19 protein-coding genes and 1 pseudogene are annotated in these 21,357 nt (G+C 56.0%); 11 read left to right on the top strand and 9 right to left on the bottom strand.

What is annotated here, in order from left to right:
• Window positions 1-104 precede the first annotated feature (104 nt).
• The gene (gene ygiD, locus HMPREF3178_RS18700) at window positions 105-896 is read left to right on the top strand and encodes a 4,5-DOPA-extradiol-dioxygenase (protein WP_004105868.1); all 792 of its coding nucleotides are present in this window, start codon (window positions 105-107) and stop codon (window positions 894-896) included.
• Between the two features lie 45 nt (window positions 897-941).
• Here ygiD and HMPREF3178_RS18695 read toward each other — a convergent pair whose 3' ends face one another.
• The 3 genes from HMPREF3178_RS18695 to tolC all read right to left on the bottom strand — a co-directional run bounded on the left by HMPREF3178_RS18695 (window position 942) and on the right by tolC (window position 4,394).
• Window positions 942-2,102, bottom strand: a complete 1,161-nt coding sequence (locus HMPREF3178_RS18695; protein ID WP_017145412.1) for a glutathionylspermidine synthase family protein — start codon at window positions 2,100-2,102, stop codon at window positions 942-944.
• Between the two features lie 5 nt (window positions 2,103-2,107).
• A complete protein-coding gene (locus HMPREF3178_RS18690) occupies window positions 2,108-2,776 on the bottom strand; it encodes a DUF1190 family protein (RefSeq protein ID WP_004105863.1) in 669 nt (222 codons plus the stop codon).
• A gap of 169 nt (window positions 2,777-2,945) precedes the next feature.
• Window positions 2,946-4,394 (bottom strand): outer membrane channel protein TolC, encoded by a 1,449-nt coding sequence (gene tolC / locus HMPREF3178_RS18685; protein ID WP_004105860.1) that lies wholly within the window; start codon window positions 4,392-4,394, stop codon window positions 2,946-2,948.
• A gap of 195 nt (window positions 4,395-4,589) precedes the next feature.
• Between tolC and nudF the strand changes: the two genes are divergently transcribed.
• The 5 genes from nudF to parE are packed head-to-tail and all read left to right on the top strand — an operon-like array spanning window position 4,590 to window position 8,994.
• On the top strand, window positions 4,590-5,222 hold the full coding sequence (gene nudF / locus HMPREF3178_RS18680; protein WP_004105859.1) for an ADP-ribose diphosphatase: 633 nt from the start codon (window positions 4,590-4,592) through the stop codon (window positions 5,220-5,222).
• Window positions 5,219-5,641: a DUF1249 family protein gene (locus HMPREF3178_RS18675; RefSeq protein ID WP_004105856.1), complete on the top strand. Its 423-nt coding sequence runs from the start codon at window positions 5,219-5,221 to the stop codon at window positions 5,639-5,641. The genes nudF and HMPREF3178_RS18675 overlap by 4 nt, the downstream gene beginning before the upstream one ends.
• A 24-nt stretch (window positions 5,642-5,665) precedes the next feature.
• On the top strand, window positions 5,666-6,493 hold the full coding sequence (gene cpdA, locus HMPREF3178_RS18670) for a 3',5'-cyclic-AMP phosphodiesterase (RefSeq protein ID WP_004105854.1): 828 nt from the start codon (window positions 5,666-5,668) through the stop codon (window positions 6,491-6,493).
• A complete protein-coding gene (gene yqiA / locus HMPREF3178_RS18665) occupies window positions 6,493-7,068 on the top strand; it encodes an esterase YqiA (protein WP_004115623.1) in 576 nt (191 codons plus the stop codon). The genes cpdA and yqiA overlap by 1 nt, the downstream gene beginning before the upstream one ends.
• Before the next feature lie 30 nt (window positions 7,069-7,098).
• Window positions 7,099-8,994 carry a DNA topoisomerase IV subunit B gene (gene parE / locus HMPREF3178_RS18660; protein WP_004105850.1) on the top strand — a complete coding sequence of 632 codons (1,896 nt, stop codon included), beginning with the start codon at window positions 7,099-7,101 and terminating at the stop codon, window positions 8,992-8,994.
• 42 nt (window positions 8,995-9,036) lie between these two features.
• Here parE and HMPREF3178_RS18655 read toward each other — a convergent pair whose 3' ends face one another.
• From HMPREF3178_RS18655 to qseB, 4 genes are all read right to left on the bottom strand, one after another.
• Complete coding sequence (locus HMPREF3178_RS18655) at window positions 9,037-9,351, bottom strand: putative quinol monooxygenase (RefSeq protein ID WP_004105848.1); 315 nt, start codon at window positions 9,349-9,351, stop codon at window positions 9,037-9,039.
• A 90-nt stretch (window positions 9,352-9,441) separates the two neighbouring features.
• The gene (locus HMPREF3178_RS18650; RefSeq protein ID WP_004105846.1) at window positions 9,442-10,023 is read right to left on the bottom strand and encodes an NAD(P)H-dependent oxidoreductase; all 582 of its coding nucleotides are present in this window, start codon (window positions 10,021-10,023) and stop codon (window positions 9,442-9,444) included.
• 106 nt (window positions 10,024-10,129) lie between these two features.
• Window positions 10,130-11,479 carry a quorum sensing histidine kinase QseC gene (gene qseC / locus HMPREF3178_RS18645; protein ID WP_017145413.1) on the bottom strand — a complete coding sequence of 450 codons (1,350 nt, stop codon included), beginning with the start codon at window positions 11,477-11,479 and terminating at the stop codon, window positions 10,130-10,132.
• A complete protein-coding gene (qseB, locus tag HMPREF3178_RS18640) occupies window positions 11,476-12,135 on the bottom strand; it encodes a quorum sensing response regulator transcription factor QseB (RefSeq protein WP_004105839.1) in 660 nt (219 codons plus the stop codon). Before qseB ends, qseC begins: the two co-directional genes overlap by 4 nt.
• A gap of 151 nt (window positions 12,136-12,286) precedes the next feature.
• On the opposite strand from qseB, the gene HMPREF3178_RS18635 reads away from it, so the two are divergent.
• The 5 genes and pseudogenes from HMPREF3178_RS18635 to HMPREF3178_RS18615 form a co-directional block, all read left to right on the top strand.
• A complete protein-coding gene (locus HMPREF3178_RS18635; protein WP_004105835.1) occupies window positions 12,287-12,694 on the top strand; it encodes a YgiW/YdeI family stress tolerance OB fold protein in 408 nt (135 codons plus the stop codon).
• 150 nt (window positions 12,695-12,844) lie between these two features.
• Complete coding sequence (gene parC, locus HMPREF3178_RS18630; RefSeq protein WP_004105833.1) at window positions 12,845-15,103, top strand: DNA topoisomerase IV subunit A; 2,259 nt, start codon at window positions 12,845-12,847, stop codon at window positions 15,101-15,103.
• Between the two features lie 184 nt (window positions 15,104-15,287).
• Complete coding sequence (plsC, locus tag HMPREF3178_RS18625; protein ID WP_004115619.1) at window positions 15,288-16,025, top strand: 1-acylglycerol-3-phosphate O-acyltransferase; 738 nt, start codon at window positions 15,288-15,290, stop codon at window positions 16,023-16,025.
• An 84-nt stretch (window positions 16,026-16,109) separates the two neighbouring features.
• Window positions 16,110-17,522 carry a cell division protein FtsP gene (ftsP, locus tag HMPREF3178_RS18620; protein ID WP_004105829.1) on the top strand — a complete coding sequence of 471 codons (1,413 nt, stop codon included), beginning with the start codon at window positions 16,110-16,112 and terminating at the stop codon, window positions 17,520-17,522.
• A 31-nt stretch (window positions 17,523-17,553) separates the two neighbouring features.
• Window positions 17,554-19,795: pseudogene (locus HMPREF3178_RS18615) on the top strand (YgiQ family radical SAM protein); the annotation flags it as partial.
• A 126-nt stretch (window positions 19,796-19,921) separates the two neighbouring features.
• On the opposite strand, the gene HMPREF3178_RS18610 reads toward HMPREF3178_RS18615, so the two are convergent.
• A complete protein-coding gene (locus tag HMPREF3178_RS18610) occupies window positions 19,922-20,377 on the bottom strand; it encodes an HIT family protein (protein WP_004105825.1) in 456 nt (151 codons plus the stop codon).
• A gap of 98 nt (window positions 20,378-20,475) precedes the next feature.
• Complete coding sequence (gene dkgA, locus HMPREF3178_RS18605; protein WP_004105823.1) at window positions 20,476-21,303, bottom strand: 2,5-didehydrogluconate reductase DkgA; 828 nt, start codon at window positions 21,301-21,303, stop codon at window positions 20,476-20,478.
• Window positions 21,304-21,357 lie beyond the last annotated feature (54 nt).

Genomic DNA, 21,357 nt, shown 5'->3' with positions numbered 1-21,357 from the left:
CATTCAAATTTTCTGACGATCATCATCATGCTTATCTGAGTTTATCCTGAATCAAAAGCGCGTAATGTAAATACATCAACTCTCTCTCAATCAAGGATATCACTATGTCCCGTATCCGCATGCCCGCGCTATTTTTAGGCCATGGCAGCCCGATGAACGTGCTGGAAGATAACATCTATACTCGCGCCTGGCGGCATCTGGGCGAGACTTTACCGCGGCCGAAAGCCATCGTGGTTATCTCCGCTCACTGGTTCACTCGCGGTACGGGAGTGACGGCGATGGAAGCGCCGAAAACGATTCATGATTTTGGCGGTTTTCCACAGGCGCTATACGATATGCATTATCCGGCTCCGGGTTCACCTGAACTGGCCCAGCGCCTGGTTGAGCTGCTGGCGCCGGTGCCGGTGACGCTGGATAAAGAAGCCTGGGGCTTTGACCATGGTTCATGGGGCGTGTTGATTAAAATGTATCCCGACGCCGATATTCCGATGGTGCAGCTAAGTATTGATAGCACGAAACCCGCCGCATGGCATTTCGAAATGGGGCGTAAGCTGGCTCAGCTGCGCGATGAAGGCATTATGCTGGTGGCAAGCGGCAACGTGGTGCATAACCTGCGCACCGCACGCTGGCACGGCGAGAATACGGCCTATCCCTGGGCGGAGTCGTTTAATAACTACGTGAAGGCGAACCTGGCATGGAAAGGCCCCGTGGCGGAACATCCGCTGGTGAATTACCTGACGCATGAAGGCGGATCGTTATCTAACCCAACGGCCGATCACTTCCTGCCGCTGCTGTACGTACTGGGGGCCTGGGACGGCGAGGAGCCGATTACGATCCCGGTAGAAGGAATGGAAATGGGATCCCTGAGCATGCTGTCAGTGGTGATTGGCGCTTGAGAACAGATAAACCCCGGCCGTACGCGATACTGCCGGGGTTAGAGGTTACTCAACGAAAATGTGCGGATAAAAACGCGATAGATCCTGGGTGATCATCGCCCGGTCTTCGCGAATGCCAATACCCGCCGGCTGGTCGTTAATCAGCCAGCTGCCGATGAGCGTGTAGCTGTCGCCAAACTTCGGCAACGGATAGAACTCCTGCACGATGGTGCCTTCTTCACCGTACGGACCTTCTACCGCCTCCAGCACTTTGCCGTTTTCAACAATAGAAATGTTAGCGCCTTCGCGGGAGAAAATGGGCTTGATAACGTACTTGTCCATTTCCGGGTGCGCATCTTCACTGAAATAAGCGGTCAGCAGGTTCGGATGGTTGGGGAACATCTCCCACAGCAGCGGCAGCAGCGCTTTGTTGGAGATGATGCTCTTCCAGGCCGGCTCCAGCCAGCGCACGCCTGCATCTTCCAGCTTGGTGGAGAACACCTCGCGCAGCATGTATTCCCACGGATAGAGCTTGAACAGATTACCAATCACCTGATCCTGGAGGTCGGTAAACTGGCCTTTTTCACCCAGTCCAATGTCTTCGATATAGAGAAACTCAGTAGCCACGCCCGCTTCTGCGGCGCAGTCCTGTAAATACTGCACGGTGCCACGGTCTTCAACGGTATCGCGGCAGCAGGCCATGTGGAGCAACTGGAAGCCGAACTGCTCGCGAAGTTCGCTGAAGCGATCGATCAGCTTCTCCTGCAGGCTGTTAAACTGATCGCTGCCCGCGGGCAGTTGACCGGCGTTCAGCTGATCTTCCATCCAGATCCACTGGAAGAATGCCGCTTCGTACAGCGAGGTCGGCGTATCGGCATTGTTCTCCAGCAGTTTCGGCTCACCGACGCCGTCCCACGCCAGATCGAGACGCGAATACAGCGAGGGCTGATGGGTTTTCCACGACTGACGCACGAATCCCCAGGTATGTTTGGGGATGCGGAATTTGGTCATTAAATCATCGCTGGCGATGACTTTTTCAACCGCCTGCAGACACATCTGGTGCAGTTCTGCCGTGACGTCTTCGAGCTTCTCAACCTGCGCCAGCGTCAGTTTGTAATAAGCTTCTTCGCTCCAGTACGGCTCGCCGTACATGGTGTGAAAGTTAAAACCATATTCTGTCGCTTTTTCACGCCAGTCCGGGCGCTCGGTAATGCTGATTCTTTCCATGTCGCTTAGCCGCCCATCGAGCGTGATGAAGAGGAGCTCGCCGAGCTGCGCTGCATTGTTGACTGCTTGGCGACCGAGTCGCCAAATCCGCCGCGCGTCACGGTGCTGGTGGTGGCCGGTTTTGGCGCCATTGCGGTTTTCGGCACGTTCATGGTACGGCCCGGCTGCGCTGCGCCGTAGCTCTTACCGCCAGCGTCGGTATATTTACCATAGGCCGGGCTGGCCGGGTTTTTTGAGCTGAACAGCGGCTGCTGAGCGCCCATTCCGCCGCCCATCATCCGGCCCATCATGTAGCCAGCCATCAGCGGCATCCAGAAGCTGCCGCTGCTTTGCGCCTGAGCCTGGTTTTCCGGAGCCATACCGGCCTGAGCCGGCGCCTGCTGGCACTGACCTTCACCGAACTCGGCGACGCAGTCTTCGCGGGAGGCGTATTTAGGGGCTGTACGTTCCGCTTCTTTAAGCGCGTTATTGTAGGCAGTGGTGCACTCTGCGGCTTTGCTCGGGTTGGCGGCAGAGCAGTCATCGGCGTTTTGATAAAGAGAAACCGTTTCATCGCTTTGTTCACAACCGGCGAGCATAAACACGGCCGTAACGGCAAGCGCAACGGGAGTTAAATGGCGCGCGCTCCAGCTTTTGCGAAAGGAGGCGTGATTAATATTTTTTGTCCGTTTCATGATTGTCTTCCTGGACCCAGTGGTATGCGTTTTGTTAACGCTCAGGATAGAGGATGAGTGGTGGAAAATGAAGCGAATAGGGGCGGAAAGCGGGAGATCTTTACGTTGCCTTACGTTTAACGCTTCGCTTACCCGTGTGGGTAAGCGAAGCGCGGACGACGCAAGCGGACTACTGGCGGAACGGGTTGCTGCCGCTGGTGCTGCGTGCTGATGCTGGTTTTGCCGCGGCGGTGTTGCTGTAGCCGTCGGCGCTGGCATCCTGCTGAGGATTTTCCGGCGCGACGCTATCCGGTGAAGTCGGAATAGACTTGCCCAGCGTATTGTTCAGCGCAACCAGATCCTGCTCGTTCAGCGTACCGAGTGCGGATTTGATGTTCAGCTCGTTAATCAGGTAGTTATAACGCGCGTTGGACAGTTGCTGTTTTGCGTTATACAGCGTAGTGGTCGCGTCCAGGACATCGACGATGGTACGCGTACCTACCGAATAACCCGCTTCCATAGCATCCAGGGAACTTTGCGCGGAAACCACGGCCTGTTTGTAGGCATTAATGCTGCTGATAGACGCGTTCACGTTGTTAAAAGATGAACGAACGGTCTGCACCACGCTACGGTGGGCGCTTTCCAGCTGTTCGCTGGCGCCGACAAAGTTGTACTGCGCCTGTTTAACCTGAGAGTTCACCATTCCGCCCTGATACAACGGCAGGGAGAAGCTAAGGCCGATTTTGTTCTGCCCTACGTCAGCGTCCTGTGAAATGCTCTTAGAGCCGCTGTAGCGGTTATTAGATACTCCGCTGGATGCGTTCAAATTCAGGGTCGGCAGATGCCCATCCTGCGCCTGGCGAATCTGCTCGCGCGCCAGATCCTGGCTCAGACGCGCCTGCAGCAGCGACAGGTTACGGCTTTCCGCTTCTTTCAGCAGCGCGTTAACGGCTGACGGTTTGTTGGTTTTAAAACCATCCACGTTGAGCGACGCCAGTTCTGGATAGTAGTTGCCGGTCACCTGGCGCAGTTCTTCGACGGCGTTATCGAGATCGTTGCGCGCGGTCACTTCGTTCGCCAGCACAGCATCGTACTGCGAGCGGGCGTTTTGTACGTCAGTGATGGCAACCAGGCCAACGTTAAAGCGCTGGGTGGTCTGATCTAACTGACGATAAATCGCCTGTTTCTGCGCTTCGGTATAGGAGAGCGTATCGATCGCGGCCAGCACTTTAAAATAGGCGGTTGCGGTATTGAGGATCAGCGTTTGCTGGTCCGTCTGGTAGGTGACGTCCTGAATACCGGCTTGTTTTTCCTGCAGCGTCAGCGCGCGCCACTTCGACATATCGAACAGGACCTGCGTGAGCTGTAGCGAGCCGCTGGTAACGTTAGAGTTCTGGTCTTTATAATCACGGAAGCCGCTGGTATAGGTATAGTCCGCACCCAGACCGAGCTGCGGCAGTAATGGGCTACGCGCTTCGTTGATCTTCTCGAATGCGGCATCACGATCGGCTGCTGATTTACGCAGATCAGGGTTACTGATACGCGCCTGCTGATAAACCTGCAGCAGGTTTTCTGCCTGGCTCATGGCGCTGAAGCCAGTCAGGCCCAGGCCGATAAGGATGGGAAAGAGTTTCTTCATTTGCATTCCTTGTTGTGAAGCATTTAGCGCTACTCAAATTCTAAAAATAATCGCTGATTGTATAGAGTCTGTTACCGTAAAAAGTTGGCGTTATGTGCCATGGGGCGGTAATTTGCACCAATCTAACATACGCGCCATAAAACGGTAGCCACACCGTCTATAAATTCATAACTTCATATTCTACAGGATATCGAAATGAGTAATGTCAATCAGCAGGAGATTACCTTCTCTAAAAACGATGTAGAAATTATTGCACGCGAAACGCTCTATCGTGGTTTTTTTTCGCTCGATTTATATCGTTTCCGCCACCGCCTGTTTAACGGTGAGATGAGCGGCGAGGTGACCCGCGAAATTTTTGAGCGCGGTCACGCAGCAGTCTTGCTACCCTTTGACCCGGTGCGTGATGAAGTGGTGCTCGTCGAGCAGATCCGTATTGCGGCGTATGATACCAGTGAGAGCCCGTGGCTGCTCGAAATGGTCGCCGGCATGATTGAAGAAGGCGAGTCGCCTGAAGATGTCGCCCGCCGTGAGGCGGTAGAAGAAGCCGGGCTTAATGTCGGCCGTATTAAGCCGGTCCTGAGTTACCTGGCCAGCCCCGGCGGCACCAGCGAAAGGCTGTCTATTATGGTGGGTGAAGTCGATGCAACGACGGCAAAGGGGATTCACGGACTGGCCGATGAAAATGAGGATATTCGTGTCCATGTGGTAAGCCGGGAACAGGCTTATCGGTGGGTAGAAGAGGGGAAAATCGACAACGCAGCCTCTGTCATTGCGCTGCAATGGCTGCAACTGCATTATCACAATTTACGAAACGAGTGGACAAAATGAAGCGTTATACACCTGACTTCCCTGAAATGATGCGCCTGTGTGAAACCAATTTTGCTCAGCTGCGCCGCCTGTTGCCGCGAACGGATGCAGCGGGAGAAAAGGTGAGTTACCAGGTGGGCAATGCGCAATACCGATTAACGATCGTCGAATCGACCCGCTACACTACCTTAGTGGCGATTGAACAGACTCTGCCAGCGGTAAGCTACTGGAGTCTGCCGTCAATGACGGTACGGCTCTATCACGATGCAATGGTCGCTGAAGTGTGTTCAAGCCAGCAGATCTTTCGCTTCAAAGCGCGGTATGATTATCCTAATAAAAAGTTGCATCAACGCGACGAAAAGCATCAAATTAATCAGTTTCTGGCCGATTGGCTGCGATACTGTTTAGCACATGGAGCGATGGCGATTCCGGTTTGTTAGCGTCGTGAAACCTAAGGACACCATTTGGAAAGCCTGTTAAACCTACCTTTGGCTGGTGAGGCCAGAGTCAGGATATTACAAATTACTGATACTCACCTGTTTGCTGAAAAACACGAAACGCTGTTAGGTATCAATACCTGGGAAAGCTATCAGGCTGTACTGGATGCTATCCACGCCTCTCAGCGAGAATGCGACCTGATTGTTGCCACAGGCGATCTGGCGCAAGATCACTCCGCCGCGGCCTATCAGCATTTTGCTGAAGGCATCGCGAGTTTTGCTGCACCCTGCGTCTGGCTACCGGGCAATCATGATTTTCAACCGGCGATGTACAGCACGCTGCAGGAATCAGGCATCTCCCCCGCTAAACGCGTATTGCTGGGCGACCACTGGCAGATATTGCTGATGGACAGCCAGGTGTTCGGTGTGCCGCACGGCGAGCTGAGCGATTTCCAGCTGGAGTGGCTTGAGCAGAAGCTGACGGAGGTTCCTGAGCGTTACACGCTGCTGCTGTTACACCATCATCCTCTGCCGTCAGGCTGTAGCTGGCTGGATCAGCATAGCCTGCGCAATGCCGGGGCGCTTGATTGCGCGCTGGCTGCTTTTCCTCGCGTTAAGCATCTGCTGTGCGGTCATATTCACCAGGAGCTGGACCTTGACTGGAACGGGCGGCGAATGATGGCCACGCCATCCACCTGCGTGCAGTTTAAGCCGCACTGCGCTAACTTCACGCTCGATACCGTCTCCCCAGGCTGGCGCTGGCTGGAACTGCATCCTGACGGCACCTTGACCACTGAAGTTTGCCGCCTTGAAGGCGTGAAATTTCACCCGGATATCGCTTCAGAAGGATACTGATGTCTACGCTTCTCTACCTGCATGGTTTTAACAGCTCACCGCGGTCGGCAAAAGCGACTGCGCTGAAAGAGTGGCTGGCGCGGACTTATCCCCACATCTCTATGGTGATACCTGAGCTCCCGGTTTATCCTGCGCAAGCGGCGGAATATCTGGAGGCCCTCGTGCTGGAACACGGCGGCGAACCGCTGGGCGTTGTCGGCTCCTCGCTGGGGGGATATTATGCGACCTGGCTATCGCAGTGTTTTATGCTGCCCGCGGTGGTAGTGAACCCTGCGGTGCGCCCGTTCGAGCTGCTGAACAATTTCCTGGGCCCCAATGAGAATCCATACACGGGGCAGCAATATGTGCTAGAGTCACGCCATATTTACGATCTCAAAGTCATGCAAATTGACCCGCTGGAAGCGCCGGATTTAATCTGGTTATTACAGCAAACGGGCGATGAAGTGCTTGATTACCGCCAGGCCGTTGATTATTTCGCCTCCTGCCGACAAACGGTAGAGGAGGGCGGTAATCACGCATTTGTTGGCTTTGAAGATCATTTCACTCAGATTATCGATTTTCTGGGCCTGCGCTAAGCGGTTCGGAACGACCTACGAATACACACCATGACGCAATCTTCATATAACGCTGATGCCATTGAGGTACTCACCGGGCTAGAGCCGGTTCGCCGCCGTCCGGGAATGTACACGGATACCACACGACCAAACCATCTTGGTCAGGAAGTTATTGATAACAGCGTGGATGAGGCTCTGGCCGGTCACGCGAAACGCGTGGAGGTCATTCTCCATGCCGATCAGTCGCTGGAAGTTATCGACGATGGACGCGGAATGCCGGTAGATATCCACCCTGAAGAGGGGGTGCCGGCAGTTGAACTGATTCTTTGCCGCCTGCACGCGGGAGGGAAGTTCTCCAATAAGAACTACCAGTTCTCCGGCGGCCTGCACGGCGTCGGGATTTCAGTGGTCAACGCCTTATCGAAACGCGTTGAAGTGAACGTGCGCCGCGACGGTCAGGTCTATAGCATCGCCTTTGAAAACGGCGACAAAGTGGAAGATCTCCACGTGACCGGCACCTGCGGTAAGCGCAATACCGGGACCAGCGTCCATTTCTGGCCGGATGAAAGCTTTTTTGATAGCCCACGTTTTTCCGTCTCGCGCCTTTCGCATTTGTTAAAAGCCAAGGCCGTTCTTTGCCCGGGCGTAGAGATTGTTTTCCGCGATTTGGTCAACGACAGCGAGCAGCGCTGGTGCTACGCCGATGGCCTGACCGACTATCTTAGCGAAGCGGTTAACGGCCTGCCTCTGCTGCCGGAAAAACCGTTCGTCGGCACCTTCTCTGGCGATACCGAAGCGGTCGACTGGGCGCTGCTGTGGCTGCCGGAAGGCGGCGAGCTGTTGACCGAAAGCTACGTCAACCTGATTCCTACCATGCAGGGCGGAACCCACGTTAACGGCCTGCGCCAGGGCTTACTGGACGCCATGCGCGAGTTCTGCGAATACCGGAACATCCTGCCGCGCGGCGTGAAGCTGTCGGCGGAAGATATCTGGGAGCGCTGCGCCTACGTACTCTCCGTGAAGATGCAGGATCCGCAGTTTGCCGGGCAAACCAAAGAGCGCCTCTCTTCACGCCAGTGCGCCGCGTTTGTTTCCGGAGTCGTCAAAGATGCCTTCAGCCTGTGGCTAAACCAGAACGTCCAGTCGGCAGAGCTGCTGGCGGAAATGGCGATCTCCAGCGCCCAGCGTCGCCTGCGCGCGGCGAAAAAAGTGGTGCGCAAAAAGCTAACCAGCGGTCCGGCGCTGCCCGGCAAGCTGGCGGACTGCACCGCCCAGGATTTGAACCGAACCGAACTGTTCCTTGTGGAAGGGGATTCGGCGGGCGGTTCTGCCAAGCAGGCGCGCGATCGCGAATATCAGGCGATCATGCCGCTGAAAGGTAAAATCCTTAACACCTGGGAAGTCTCTTCCGATGAAGTACTGGCTTCACAGGAAGTGCATGACATTTCTGTCGCCATCGGTATCGACCCGGATAGCGACGACCTGAGCCAGCTGCGCTACGGCAAGATTTGTATTCTGGCGGATGCCGACTCCGACGGTCTGCATATCGCAACCCTGCTGTGCGCGCTGTTCGTCAGACACTTCCGTAATCTGGTTAAACACGGCCATGTTTACGTGGCGCTGCCGCCGCTATACCGTATCGACCTCGGTAAAGAGGTGTATTACGCGCTGACGGAAGAAGAGAAAACCGGCGTGCTGGAACAGCTTAAGCGGAAGAAGGGTAAGCCAAACGTACAGCGCTTTAAAGGGCTGGGCGAGATGAACCCGATGCAGCTGCGTGAGACGACGCTGGATCCGAATACCCGCCGTCTGGTGCAGCTGATTATCAACGATGAGGACGAACAGCAGACGACTGCCATGATGGACATGCTGTTAGCGAAGAAGCGTTCTGAAGATCGGCGTAACTGGCTACAAGAGAAGGGCGATTTGGCTGAGCTGGACGGGTAATAAAAAAATCGGCCAGGGAACTGGCCGATTTATTTTGTGCGCTTAAATACCGGATTCCAGAATACGGATATTCATCTCCAGCACGTCGCCTTTAACGGCTTCACCGTAGGCTTTCATGTGCGGAGTCTGCAGGTGCGCTTCAAGATGGGCGACGCTTTCCCACTGCTCGACCATGACAATGGAGTCCGGCGAGGTGGTCTGAAAACTGACGCCAGCGGCGTGATCCACCAGCGGCGCATAGCCGTGACAGCCCTCTTCCTGGAGAACGGTCGGGGTAATTTTTGCGAACTGATCCAGCACCGCCTGACGATGGTGTTGCCCCGGACGAGTGCGAATTTCAGCAATCACTGTCAACATGGTTAACTCAACTCCTTCTGTGTATTCTCATCATACTTCAAGCCGCCGCCAGAGTAGCCGCGCTTGTCGTCTTTTCATAACTCAGTACAGTTAACCAAAAATTTCCGCCAGATGCTTGCGATATTCTGCCGTATAACGCGGAACATCGGGCATTTTGATCACATCGTTGGCGATGAAGGTCGGCAGGGCGCTCATCCCAAGGAACTGGTTAGCCTTATGGAACGGCAGGTAAACGCCGTCGACGCCGACGCCGTGGAAAAACTGATCTTTCTCGGTGAAGGCTTCCATCGGCGCATTCCAGGTCAGGGACAGCATATATTTTTTGCCCTGAATCAGGCCGCCGGAACCATATTTCTTACTGGCATCGGAGCGGGTGCGGCCATCGCTGGCGTACAGCGCTCCGTGACCTTCGGTAAAGACGTCGTCGATGTACTTTTTCACCGTCCAGGGCGCGCCCATCCACCAGCCCGGCATCTGCCAGATAACCACGTCAGCCCAGAGAAAATTCTGCACCTCTTCTTTTACATCGTATTCGCTCTCGGCGCGGACGACCTTGACATCATGCCCGGCGTCGCGCAGATAACCATCCGCGACCTCGGTCAGGGTGTCGTTCAGTTGGCCGTTAGAGTGGGCGAATTTTTTCGCACCGTTGATAATCAGAATGTTGCTCATTTTTTATCCTCAACCTTTCAATTTTGTGAGTCATGTTACCCCGTCGGGCAGAGCGGTAAAATGAGCAAAATGTGCAAAGTCTTTTGCTTTTTTAGCAATAATAGCGCTACCAGCGAATGCGCGCTTCGAATCCGCCGTCCCGGGCGTTGCCGAAACTGGCTGTCATTCCGTGCAGCGCGGCGATACGTTTGACGATGGATAGCCCAAGACCGCTGCCGGGTTGTTCCTGTCCCGGCGGGCGATAAAAGCGCTCGCCGATACGCGCCAGGGCTTCGGCGCTAATGCCCGGGCCGTTATCGCGCACGCGAAATTCACCAGCTTCAAGCGTGATATCGACCTGGCTTCCGGCGGCGCTATAGCGTACGGCGTTATCTAAAAGATTGCGCACCAGCAGGCTTAACAGCAGCGGCTGGCCGGTGCGTGCGACGTTATCCGCATTCAGATGCAGACGCAGCTCAACGCCGGCCTGCTGAGCGGGGTGGTACATCTCCATCACCGCCGACTGCAGCAGGTCGTCCAGGGCGACGCGCTGGATATCGTCCAGCTGCGCCAGCGAATCCAGGCGCGACAAAGTCAGAAGCTGATCGACCAGGCGGGTTGCGCGATCGATACCCTGGTGAAGCTGCGCCAGCGCTTTATCCAGCCCCTGCGGATCGTCCTTCGAAAGCTGGGCTACTTCAGTTTGCACCTTCAGCGCCGCCAGTGGACTGCGCAGTTCGTGGGCCGCATCGGATGTGAAGCGACGCTCGCGGATCATGGCATCATGCGTGCGGATAAACAGCTGATTTAGCGCGTCGACCAGCGGGCGAACTTCATTGGGCACGTTTTTATTATTCAGCGTTTCGGCGGAATCCGGCGCCCGGGCGCGCAGCGTGTTGGCCAGCTTTTTCAGCGGCGCCAGTTCCCGGCTTAACAGCACGATGAGTAGCAAAAACATAAGCGGCAGCGCAATCAGCCAGGGCGTGAGCTGGCTGGTGACGATATCCAGCGCCATCTCGCGACGGTAATCCCACTCCTGGCCGACAACGATACGATGGCGGCCGTCGCGGGTGGTGAGCCACAGAAAACGCCACTCGTCGTCATCGCCGCGCAGATAGCCGTCGCTGAATCCCTCCCGATTGCGGCCCCACGGGATATCCTGGCCATTCTCGCCATCGTTAAGCACCATCTTGCCATCGGTGGTAAAGATAGCGAAAGCCAGCGCGTCGTCGTCGAGATGACCGTGCTTGACCTTCTTCTTCTCTCGCACCTGCGAAGAGAGAGTGTGAAGCTCGTCAAAATTCATTGCGCTAAGGCGGCGGGCGAATAGCAGCTGCTGGGTATCGAAGAGCTTATCCAGCTTATCGGTCGTTTGTTGCCAGGCCACAAAGCTGGCGATGCCCCATGCGGCGCTGGTCAGCAGCAGGAAAAGGAGCGTCAGGCGAACGCGCAGGCTCAGTTTGCCCAGTCGTTTCATGCGTCCCCCAGGGTGTAGCCGATACCGTGAACGGTGCGAATGAAACCGCTGCCGAGTTTACGGCGTAGATGGTGGACGTGCACCTCTATCGCATTGCTGGAAACGTCGTCATCCCAGCTGTAGAGTTTTTCTTCGATCAGCTTACGCGGCAGCACGCGTCCGGCGTTACGCATCATCAGCTCCAGCAGAGCAAACTCCTTTGGCTTGAGCGCCAGGCTTTCGCCGTTCAGGGTGGCCGTGAGCCGGCCCGGGTCGAGAACCACGCTGCCGTGCCGCAGCTCGCTGCTGCTCTGGCCGTGGGCGCGGCGCATCAGCGCTTCCAGACGGGCGGCGACTTCAATCAGCGCAAAGGGTTTGCATAGATAGTCATCGGCGCCGAGCCGAAGCCCTTCAACCCGCTGGCTGAGCGCGTCGCGGGCGGTAAGGATCAGTACCGGTTCATGGCGGCCTTTGTCGCGCCATTCGCGCAGGATATCCAGCCCATCAATGCCGGGAAGGGTCAGGTCCAGAATAATGGCGTCATAGGGGGCGTTGTACAATGCGGCTTTTCCTTCCTCACCGCGGGTAAACCAGTCGACGCTGAATCCCATTTTTGTCAGCCCTGCCTTGAGGCCGTCACCGATCAGTTTATCGTCTTCCACCAATAAAATACGCATTCTCCTGCTCCTGTATCCCTCGGCTATTCCAGCAGTAAAGCGCGTTGCGGCGCGCCCTGTACAGGAATAAAATTTATTTTTTCCGCTTAAGAAGTTGTTAAGTTTTGCCCGGTGTAATAGTGACGATATAAACACAAAGGGAGAACACATCATGAAGAAAATCGCCGCAATGACCGCCATCATCGCTTTAGTTTCCATGCCGGTACTGGCTGCTGAACAGGGCGGATTTTCCGGCCCTGGCTCCACGCAAACCAGCCAGACAACCTCGCAAAATGGCGGGTTTATTGGCCCGAACGGGAGCGTAACGACGGTTGCGAATGCGAAAAGCCTGCGTGACGATACCTGGGTGACCCTGCGCGGTAAAATCGTGGAGCGTATTTCCGATGATCTGTATAAATTCCAGGACAGCTCCGGCACCGTCAACGTCGATATCGATCACAAGCGCTGGAACGGCGTGACCGTTACACCGCAGGATACGGTAGAGATCCAGGGCGAAGTCGATAAAGACTGGAACTCAGTGGAGATCGATGTAAAGCAGATTCGTAAAATCACCCCCTAATTTGCGAATCGCCTTCAGCCATAACTGAAGGATGCTCACGGAATTCCTCAACCGGCCTAACGCCCTGTGACTCAGGGCGTCAGATAGGGTATTATCGCCGGTAGTTTTGCCGTCCGAACGGCCGGTACGCAGATTGAGGATTCACGATTAATGAGCGATATGGCAGAGCGCCTTGCGCTGCATGAATTTACGGAAAACGCCTACCTTAACTACTCCATGTACGTCATCATGGACAGGGCGCTGCCGTTTATTGGCGATGGCCTGAAGCCGGTCCAGCGTCGCATCGTCTATGCGATGTCTGAACTGGGTCTGAACGCCAGCGCGAAGTTCAAAAAGTCCGCCCGCACCGTCGGTGACGTGCTGGGTAAATACCATCCCCACGGCGACAGCGCGTGCTATGAAGCCATGGTGCTGATGGCTCAGCCCTTCTCCTACCGCTATCCGCTGGTTGACGGTCAGGGAAACTGGGGGGCGCCGGACGATCCTAAATCCTTCGCCGCAATGCGTTATACCGAATCCCGTTTGTCGAAGTATGCTGAACTGCTGCTGAGCGAACTGGGGCAAGGCACCGTTGACTGGGTACCAAACTTCGACGGCACTTTGCAGGAGCCGAAGATGCTGCCTGCGCGCCTGCCCAATATTCTGCTAAACGGTACTACCGGCATTGCCGTTGGGATGGCGACGGACATTCCGCCGCACAACCTGCGTGAAGTGGCCCGGGCGGCCATTACCCTGATTGAAAAGCCGCAAACTTCGCTGGATGACCTGCTGGATATCGTGCAGGGGCCGGATTATCCTACCGAAGCGGAAATCATTACCCCCCGTGCCGAAATCCGCAAAATCTACCAGAATGGCCGCGGTTCGGTGCGGATGCGCGCGGTATGGGCCAAAGAAGACGGCGCGGTGGTGATTAGCGCGCTGCCGCATCAGGTTTCCGGCGCCCGCGTGCTCGAGCAGATCGCCGCCCAGATGCGCAACAAAAAGCTGCCGATGGTGGATGATCTGCGCGACGAGTCGGATCACGAAAACCCGACTCGCCTGGTGATCGTCCCGCGCTCTAACCGCGTCGATATGGAGCAGGTGATGAACCACCTGTTCGCGACGACCGATCTGGAAAAGAGCTATCGTATCAACCTGAATATGATCGGGCTCGATAACCGTCCAGCGGTTAAAAACCTGCTGGAAATCCTCTCGGAATGGCTGACCTTCCGTCGCGATACCGTGCGCCGTCGTCTCAGCTACCGTCTGGAAAAGGTCCTCAAGCGCCTGCATATTCTTGAAGGTTTGCTGGTGGCGTTCCTGAATATCGATGAAGTTATCGAGATCATTCGTCACGAAGATGAGCCGAAACCGGCGCTGATGTCACGCTTCGGCCTCAGCGAGACCCAGGCGGAAGCGATTCTGGAGTTAAAACTGCGCCATCTCGCCAAACTGGAAGAGATGAAGATTCGCGGCGAGCAGAACGAGCTGGAAAAAGAGCGCGACAACCTGCAGGCCATCCTGGCCTCTGAACGCAAGATGAATAACCTGCTGAAGAAAGAACTGCAGGCCGACGCCGACGCCTTTGGCGACGATCGCCGTTCGCCGCTGCGCGAGCGCGAAGAAGCCAAGGCGATGAGCGAGCACGATATGCTGCCGTCTGAGCCGGTGACTATCGTTCTGTCGCAGAGCGGCTGGGTACGCAGCGCCAAAGGTCACGATATTGACGCGCCGGGGCTGAACTATAAAGCGGGCGACAGTTTTAAATCGGCCGTGAAAGGGAAGAGCAATCAGCCGGTGGTCTTTATTGACACTACCGGGCGCAGCTACGCGATTGACCCGATTACCCTGCCGTCCGCGCGCGGTCAGGGCGAGCCGCTCACCGGTAAGCTGACGCTGCCTCCGGGGGCGACGGTTGAACATATGCTGATGGAAGCCGATGATCAAAAACTGCTGCTGGCTTCCGACGCAGGCTACGGATTTATCTGTACTTTCAACGATCTGGTGGCGCGCAACCGCGCCGGTAAGACGCTGATTAGCCTTCCGGATAACGCGCACGTGATGCCGCCGCTGGTAATAGAGGACGAATCTGACATGCTGCTGGCCATTACCGCTGCCGGCCGCATGCTGATGTTCCCGGTCAGTGACTTGCCGCAGCTGTCGAAAGGTAAGGGCAACAAGATTATTAATATTCCGTCGGCGGAAGCGGCTGCGGGCCAGGATGGCCTGGCGCATCTGTTTGTCCTGCCGCCGCAAAGTACGCTGACGATTCATGTCGGTAAGCGGAAAATTAAACTCCGTCCGGAAGAGCTGCAAAAAGTGACCGGCGAGCGCGGCCGCCGCGGCTCTCTGATGCGCGGATTGCAGAAAATCGATCGGATAGAGATTGATTCTCCGCGTCGCGCCTCTGCGGGCGGTAGCGAAGAGTAAGATGCACCTCCCTCGCGGTGAGGCGGGGGAGGTGAATATTTACCGCAAAAACGTTGTTTATTCAGGCATTGCGATTAACAATGTGCTCCCAGGGAACCTGTGCCCGGCCTGAATTGCGCTATGGCGTCAATCATTTGCTAAACAGCGAGTATAATTCTAAGCGGTTTGGGTTTTAGAGGTAGCTATGCTATTTATTTTTCGACTAATTATCGTTGTCATTTACTGTATTCTGGTGTGCATCTTCGGCTGTATCTATTGTCTGTTCAGTCCGCGTAATCCTAAGCACGTCGCCACCTTCGGTCACCTTTTTGGCAAGCTGTCGCCGGTCTTCGGTCTGAAGGTTGAACTCCGCAAGCCTGCCGATGCCGAAAGCTACGGCAACGCTATCTATATCGCTAACCACCAGAATAACTATGATATGGTGACGGCATCGAATATCGTACAGCCGCCGACCGTTACGGTAGGTAAAAAAAGCCTGGCGTGGATCCCTTTTTTCGGCCAGCTCTATTGGTTGACGGGGAATCTACTGATTGACCGCAATAACCGGACAAAAGCGCACGGCACCATTGCAGAAGTCGTGAACGCATTTAAAAAGCGCAAAATATCTTTTTGGATGTTTCCGGAAGGGACTCGCAGCCGCGGTCGCGGTTTGCTGCCTTTTAAAACCGGTGCCTTTCATGCGGCTATCGCGGCGGGCGTACCCATTATTCCGGTATGCGTGTCTAATACTTCGAATAAAATTAAGCTCAATCGCCTGAATAACGGTCTGGTGATTGTCGAAATGCTGCCGCCGGTCGACACCAGCCAGTACGGGAAAGAGGGCGTTCGCGCGCTGGCGACGCACTGTCGCGAGCTGATGTCCGCGAAAATTGCCGAGCTGGATAAAGAAGTTGCCGAACGCGAAGCGGCCGGCAAGAAATAACACAGGAAACGCCGCAAACGGCGCGCGTATTGCTGGCGGGAAACGAATTCCCTTATTCATTAGTCAGTGTCTCATGGAGTTAATATGTCACTCAGTCGGCGTCAGTTCATTAAGGCTACAGGCGTAGCGCTGTGCGCAGGCGCCGCGCCGCTGAAGGCACAGGCTGCTGGTCAGCAGCCCGCGCTGCCGATTCCTCCTTTGCTTGAGTCCCGCCGCGGGCAGCCGCTATTTTTGACGCTACAGCGTGCGCACTGGTCGTTTACGCCGGGCACCCGCGCATCGGTGTGGGGGATTAACGGCCGCTACATGGGGCCAACCATCCGCGTCTGGAACGGCGACGATGTGAAGCTGATCTACAGCAACCGCCTGACGGAAAACGTCGCGATGACGATACGCGGTCTGCAGGTTCCCGGTCCGCTGATTGGCGGCGCGGCGCGTATGATGTCCGCCAACGCCGACTGGGCTCCGGTGCTGCCGATCCGCCAAAGCGCGGCGACGCTGTGGTATCAGGCCAACACGCCAAACCATATGGCGAAACAGGTTTATAACGGTCTTGCCGGGATGTGGCTGGTAGAAGATGAGGTTAGCAAGAATTTGCCGATCCCTAACCACTACGGTGTGGATGATTTCCCGGTGATTATTCAGGACAAGCGCCTGGATAACTTCGGTACGCCTGAATATAGCGAACCCGGCAGCGGCGGCTTCGTTGGCGATACGCTGCTGGTGAACGGCGTGCAGGGGCCTTTTGTTGAAGTGTCGCGCGGCTGGGTGCGCCTGCGTCTGCTGAATGCGTCTAACTCCCGGCGCTACCAGCTGCAGATGAGCGATGGTCGGTTGCTGCACGTCATCTCCGGTGACCAGGGGCTGCTTCCAGCGCCGGTTTCGCTAAAGCAGCTGTCGTTGGCTCCGGGCGAACGGCGCGAAATCCTGGTCGACATGACCAACGGCGATGAGGTGTCGATAACCTGCGGGGAAGCGGCGAGTATCGTCGATCGTATTCGCGGTTTCTTCGAACCGTCGAGCATCCTGATTTCAACGCTGATTCTGACTTTGCGCCCGACGGGCCTGCTGCCGCTGGTGACCGATAGCCTGCCTGTGCGCTTGCTGCCTACGGAAATGCTGGCCGGCGCGCCGATCCGCAGCCGCGATATTACGCTTGGCGACGATCCGGGAATCAACGGCCAGCTGTGGGATCCGCAGCGTATTGATATTACGGCGCAGCAGGGAACCTGGGAGCGCTGGACGGTGCGCGCCGACCGTCCGCAGTCGTTCCATATTGAAGGCGTCATGTTCCAGGTGCGTAATGTGAACGGTTCTGCGCCGTTCCCGGAAGACCGCGGCTGGAAGGATACCGTCTGGATCGACGGGCAGGTTGAGCTGTTGGTCTATTACAACCAACCCTCCTGGCCGCACTTTCCGTTCCAGTACTTAAGCCAGACGCTGGAGCTTGCCGACCGCGGCTCCATTGGCCAGATTCTGGTGAATCCGGCGCCGTAATTTATTTTGTCCCGGCCTGCTGCTGGCCGGGATTGGAAAAACCTCCTTCATTTCTCCCATCGTTCCGGCTTATAATCGCCGCCCTTTTTGATTATTTTTTTATCATTTTCCCCGGAAGCAATATGAGCGCAATATCCCTGATCCAACCGGATCGTGACCTTTTCTCCTGGCCGCAGTACTGGGCCGCCTGTTTTGGCCCCGCGCCTTTTCTGCCAATGTCGCGAGAAGAGATGGATCAACTTGGCTGGGATAGCTGCGACATCATCCTGGTGACCGGCGATGCTTATGTCGATCACCCGAGCTTCGGGATGGCGATTTGCGGACGCATGCTGGAATCCCAGGGATTCCGCGTGGGGATTATTTCCCAGCCGGACTGGAACAACAAAGATGACTTTATGCGTCTGGGTAAACCGAACCTGTTCTTCGGCGTGACTGCCGGTAACATGGACTCGATGATCAACCGCTACACTGCCGACCGTAAGCTGCGCCATGACGATGCCTACACGGCGGGTAACGTGGCCGGTAAACGCCCGGATCGCGCTACGCTGGTCTACACTCAGCGCTGCAAAGAGGCATGGAAAGATGTCCCGGTGATCCTCGGGGGCATCGAAGCCAGCCTGCGCCGTACCGCGCACTATGACTACTGGTCCGATACCGTGCGCCGTTCGGTGCTGGTGGACTCTAAGGCCGATATGCTGATGTTCGGCAACGGCGAGCGTCCGCTGGTGGAAGTGGCGCACCGTCTGGCCGCCGGCGAGCCTATCGGGCAAATTCGCGATGTACGCAACACCGCCATCATGGTGAAGGAAGCGCTGCCAGGCTGGAGCGGGGTGGACTCCACGCGTCTGGACACGCCGGGGAAAATCGACCCGATCCCGCATCCGTACGGTGAAGATCTACCGTGCGCGGATAACAAAACCGTCGCGCCGCCAAAGCAGGAAGCGAAGCGCGTTACCGTCCAGCCGCCGCGTCCTAAGCCGTGGGAGAAGACCTACGTCCTGCTGCCTTCCTTTGAGAAAGTAAAAGGCGATAAAGTTCTCTACGCGCATGCCTCGCGCATTCTGCACCATGAAACTAACCCCGGCTGCGCCCGGGCGCTGATGCAGAAGCACGGCGAGCGCTATATCTGGATTAACCCGCCCGCCATTCCGCTCTCAACCGAAGAGATGGATAGCGTGTTTGCGCTGCCCTATAAGCGCGTTCCGCATCCTTCTTACGGCGATGCCCGCATTCCGGCCTATGAGATGATTCGCTTCTCCATTAACATCATGCGCGGCTGTTTTGGCGGCTGTTCGTTCTGCTCGATTACCGAGCATGAAGGTCGGATCATTCAGAGCCGTTCCGAAGATTCGATCATCAATGAAATCGAAGCGATTCGCGATACGGTGCCCGGCTTTACCGGTATTATTTCCGATCTTGGCGGCCCGACGGCCAACATGTATATGCTGCGCTGCAAGTCGCCGCGCGCCGAGCAGACCTGCCGCCGCCTGTCATGCGTTTATCCGGATATCTGCCCGCATATGGACACCAACCATGAGCCGACGATTAACCTTTACCGTCGCGCCCGCGATCTTAAAGGCATCAAAAAGATCCTCATCGCATCCGGCGTTCGTTACGACATTGCCGTTGAAGATCCGCGCTACATCAAAGAGCTGGCCACCCACCACGTCGGCGGTTATCTGAAGATTGCTCCTGAACATACCGAAGAGGGGCCACTGTCGAAGATGATGAAGCCGGGTATGGGCAGCTACGATCGCTTTAAGCAGTTGTTCGATACTTATTCGAAGCAGGCGGGTAAAGAGCAGTATCTGATTCCATACTTTATTTCCGCCCACCCGGGGACGCGAGATGAAGATATGGTGAATCTCGCGCTGTGGCTGAAGCAGCATCGTTTCCGCCTGGATCAGGTGCAGAACTTCTATCCGTCGCCGCTGGCGAACTCGACCACCATGTATTACACCGGCAAGAACCCGCTGGGTAAGATTGGCTATAAGAGTGAGGATGTGGTGGTGCCGAAGGGCGACAAACAGCGCCGCCTGCACAAGGCGCTGCTGCGCTATCACGATCCGGCCAACTGGCCGCTGATCCGTCAGGCGCTGGAAACGATGGGTAAAAAGCACCTGATCGGCAGCCGTCGCGATTGCCTGGTACCGGCGCCGACGCTGGAAGAAATGCGCGAGGCGCGTCGCCAGAACCGCCATACCCGACCGGCGCTGACGAAGCATACGCCGATTGTGCACCAGCGTTCGAACGGCGGGGCGACGGCGAAGAAGCCCGTAAAACGCGGCAAGGTTGCCGGTCGTTAAGCCTGCAGTATTGCCCGGTGGTGCCTCGCTGACCGGGCCTGATCATCCCGGGCCCGGTCAGCCGCTTGCCAAACGGCAAAGCAAATTCTATGGCTATGCTTCTCTGATTCTGGCCGCCAGCGCTGCCAGCTTTTCATCATCCGCCCGCTCGTGATCGTGGGAGGAGAGATAGCCTTCATATTGCGCAAAAAACTTAGTCTGACGCGACTCGATCGGCCGCCATTGGGACATATCCCCGGTGCCGTGCATCGGACTGAGTTTGCTGTGGACATGGTCAACGCCATAGCCTTCAAAAAACATCCCCGTACGTCCCACGTCATCGAAGGATTTATCCAGAAGCTTTGCCACCTTCTGCGTCGCCAGCACCAGGTCGGCCAGCGCCTGCGGCGGCATATCAAACGCATAGCTGGGATAGTGCTTCTTCGGGATCACGACCGTAAAACCGTCGGTATTTGGATAAATGGAGAGAAAGGCGAGGTGGTGCTCATCTTCCCACACCTTGTGGCAGGGGGCTTTCCCCTCAACAATTTGACAGAAAATACAGCTCATCAGCACGCATCCATTTGATTGCAATAAGCCATAAATGTACGTGGTTTTAGCCGGACTGCAAAGCGATGCTCCGCCGGGATCCGACGGAGCAGGAAAGATTAACCGCCGAACTGATCCGGGTCAGGTCCGAGGCGTTTGTTTTTGTCCAGCTTAGTGATTTCACTCAATTCATCTTTATCGAGACGGAAGTCCCAAACGTTAAAATTCTCGGCGATGCGCGACGGCGTTACGGATTTCGGGATCACCACCAGGCCGCTATCGAGGTGCCAGCGGATGACGATTTGCGCCGGCGTTTTGCCGTATTTGTCCGCCAGTTGGTGAATAATTTTCTGATCGAAAACTCCTTCACCGCCCTGTGCCAGCGGGCTCCAGGACTCGGTCTGAATTTTATGCGTCGCATTCCAGGCATGAAGCTGACGCTGCTGCAGCAGAGGATGCAGTTCAATCTGGTTTATCACCGGGGCGACGCCGGTTTCATCAATGATTTTTTGCAGATGGTGGACCTGGAAATTACAGACGCCGATGCTTTTTGCCAGCCCTTGCTGCTGTAGCTCAATTAGGCTTTTCCAGGCATCAACATAATGGTTCGTAGCCGGCACCGGCCAGTGAATGAGGTATAAGTCGACGTAGTCGAGTTTGAGTTTTTTAAGGCTTTCCTGCAGCGCTTCACGGGGCTGCTTTTGATCGTCATTCCACAGCTTCGTGGTGACGAACAGCTCATCGCGGGCGACGCCTGCGCTGCTCAGTGCATTGCCGACGCCGGTTTCATTCTGGTATACGGCGGCGGTGTCAAATGAGCGATAACCGACTTCCAGCGCCTTATGAATGGCGGAGACGACTTCCTCGTTGCCTGCTTTCCACACGCCGAGCCCCAGCTGCGGCATCAGGTTGCCGTCGTGTAGTTTTATAACGGTTGGATGTGTCATGCCTTCCTCCTGTTAATGAACTCAGCGGAATAGAATCCGCTGAGGGGTAGCATT

It is taken from the genome of Klebsiella sp. HMSC09D12 (genome assembly GCF_001808475.1).
Lineage (GTDB): Bacteria > Pseudomonadota > Gammaproteobacteria > Enterobacterales > Enterobacteriaceae > Klebsiella > Klebsiella oxytoca.
Note: the sequence above shows the minus strand (reverse complement) of the source record. Positions and strands in the feature narration are given on the sequence as shown.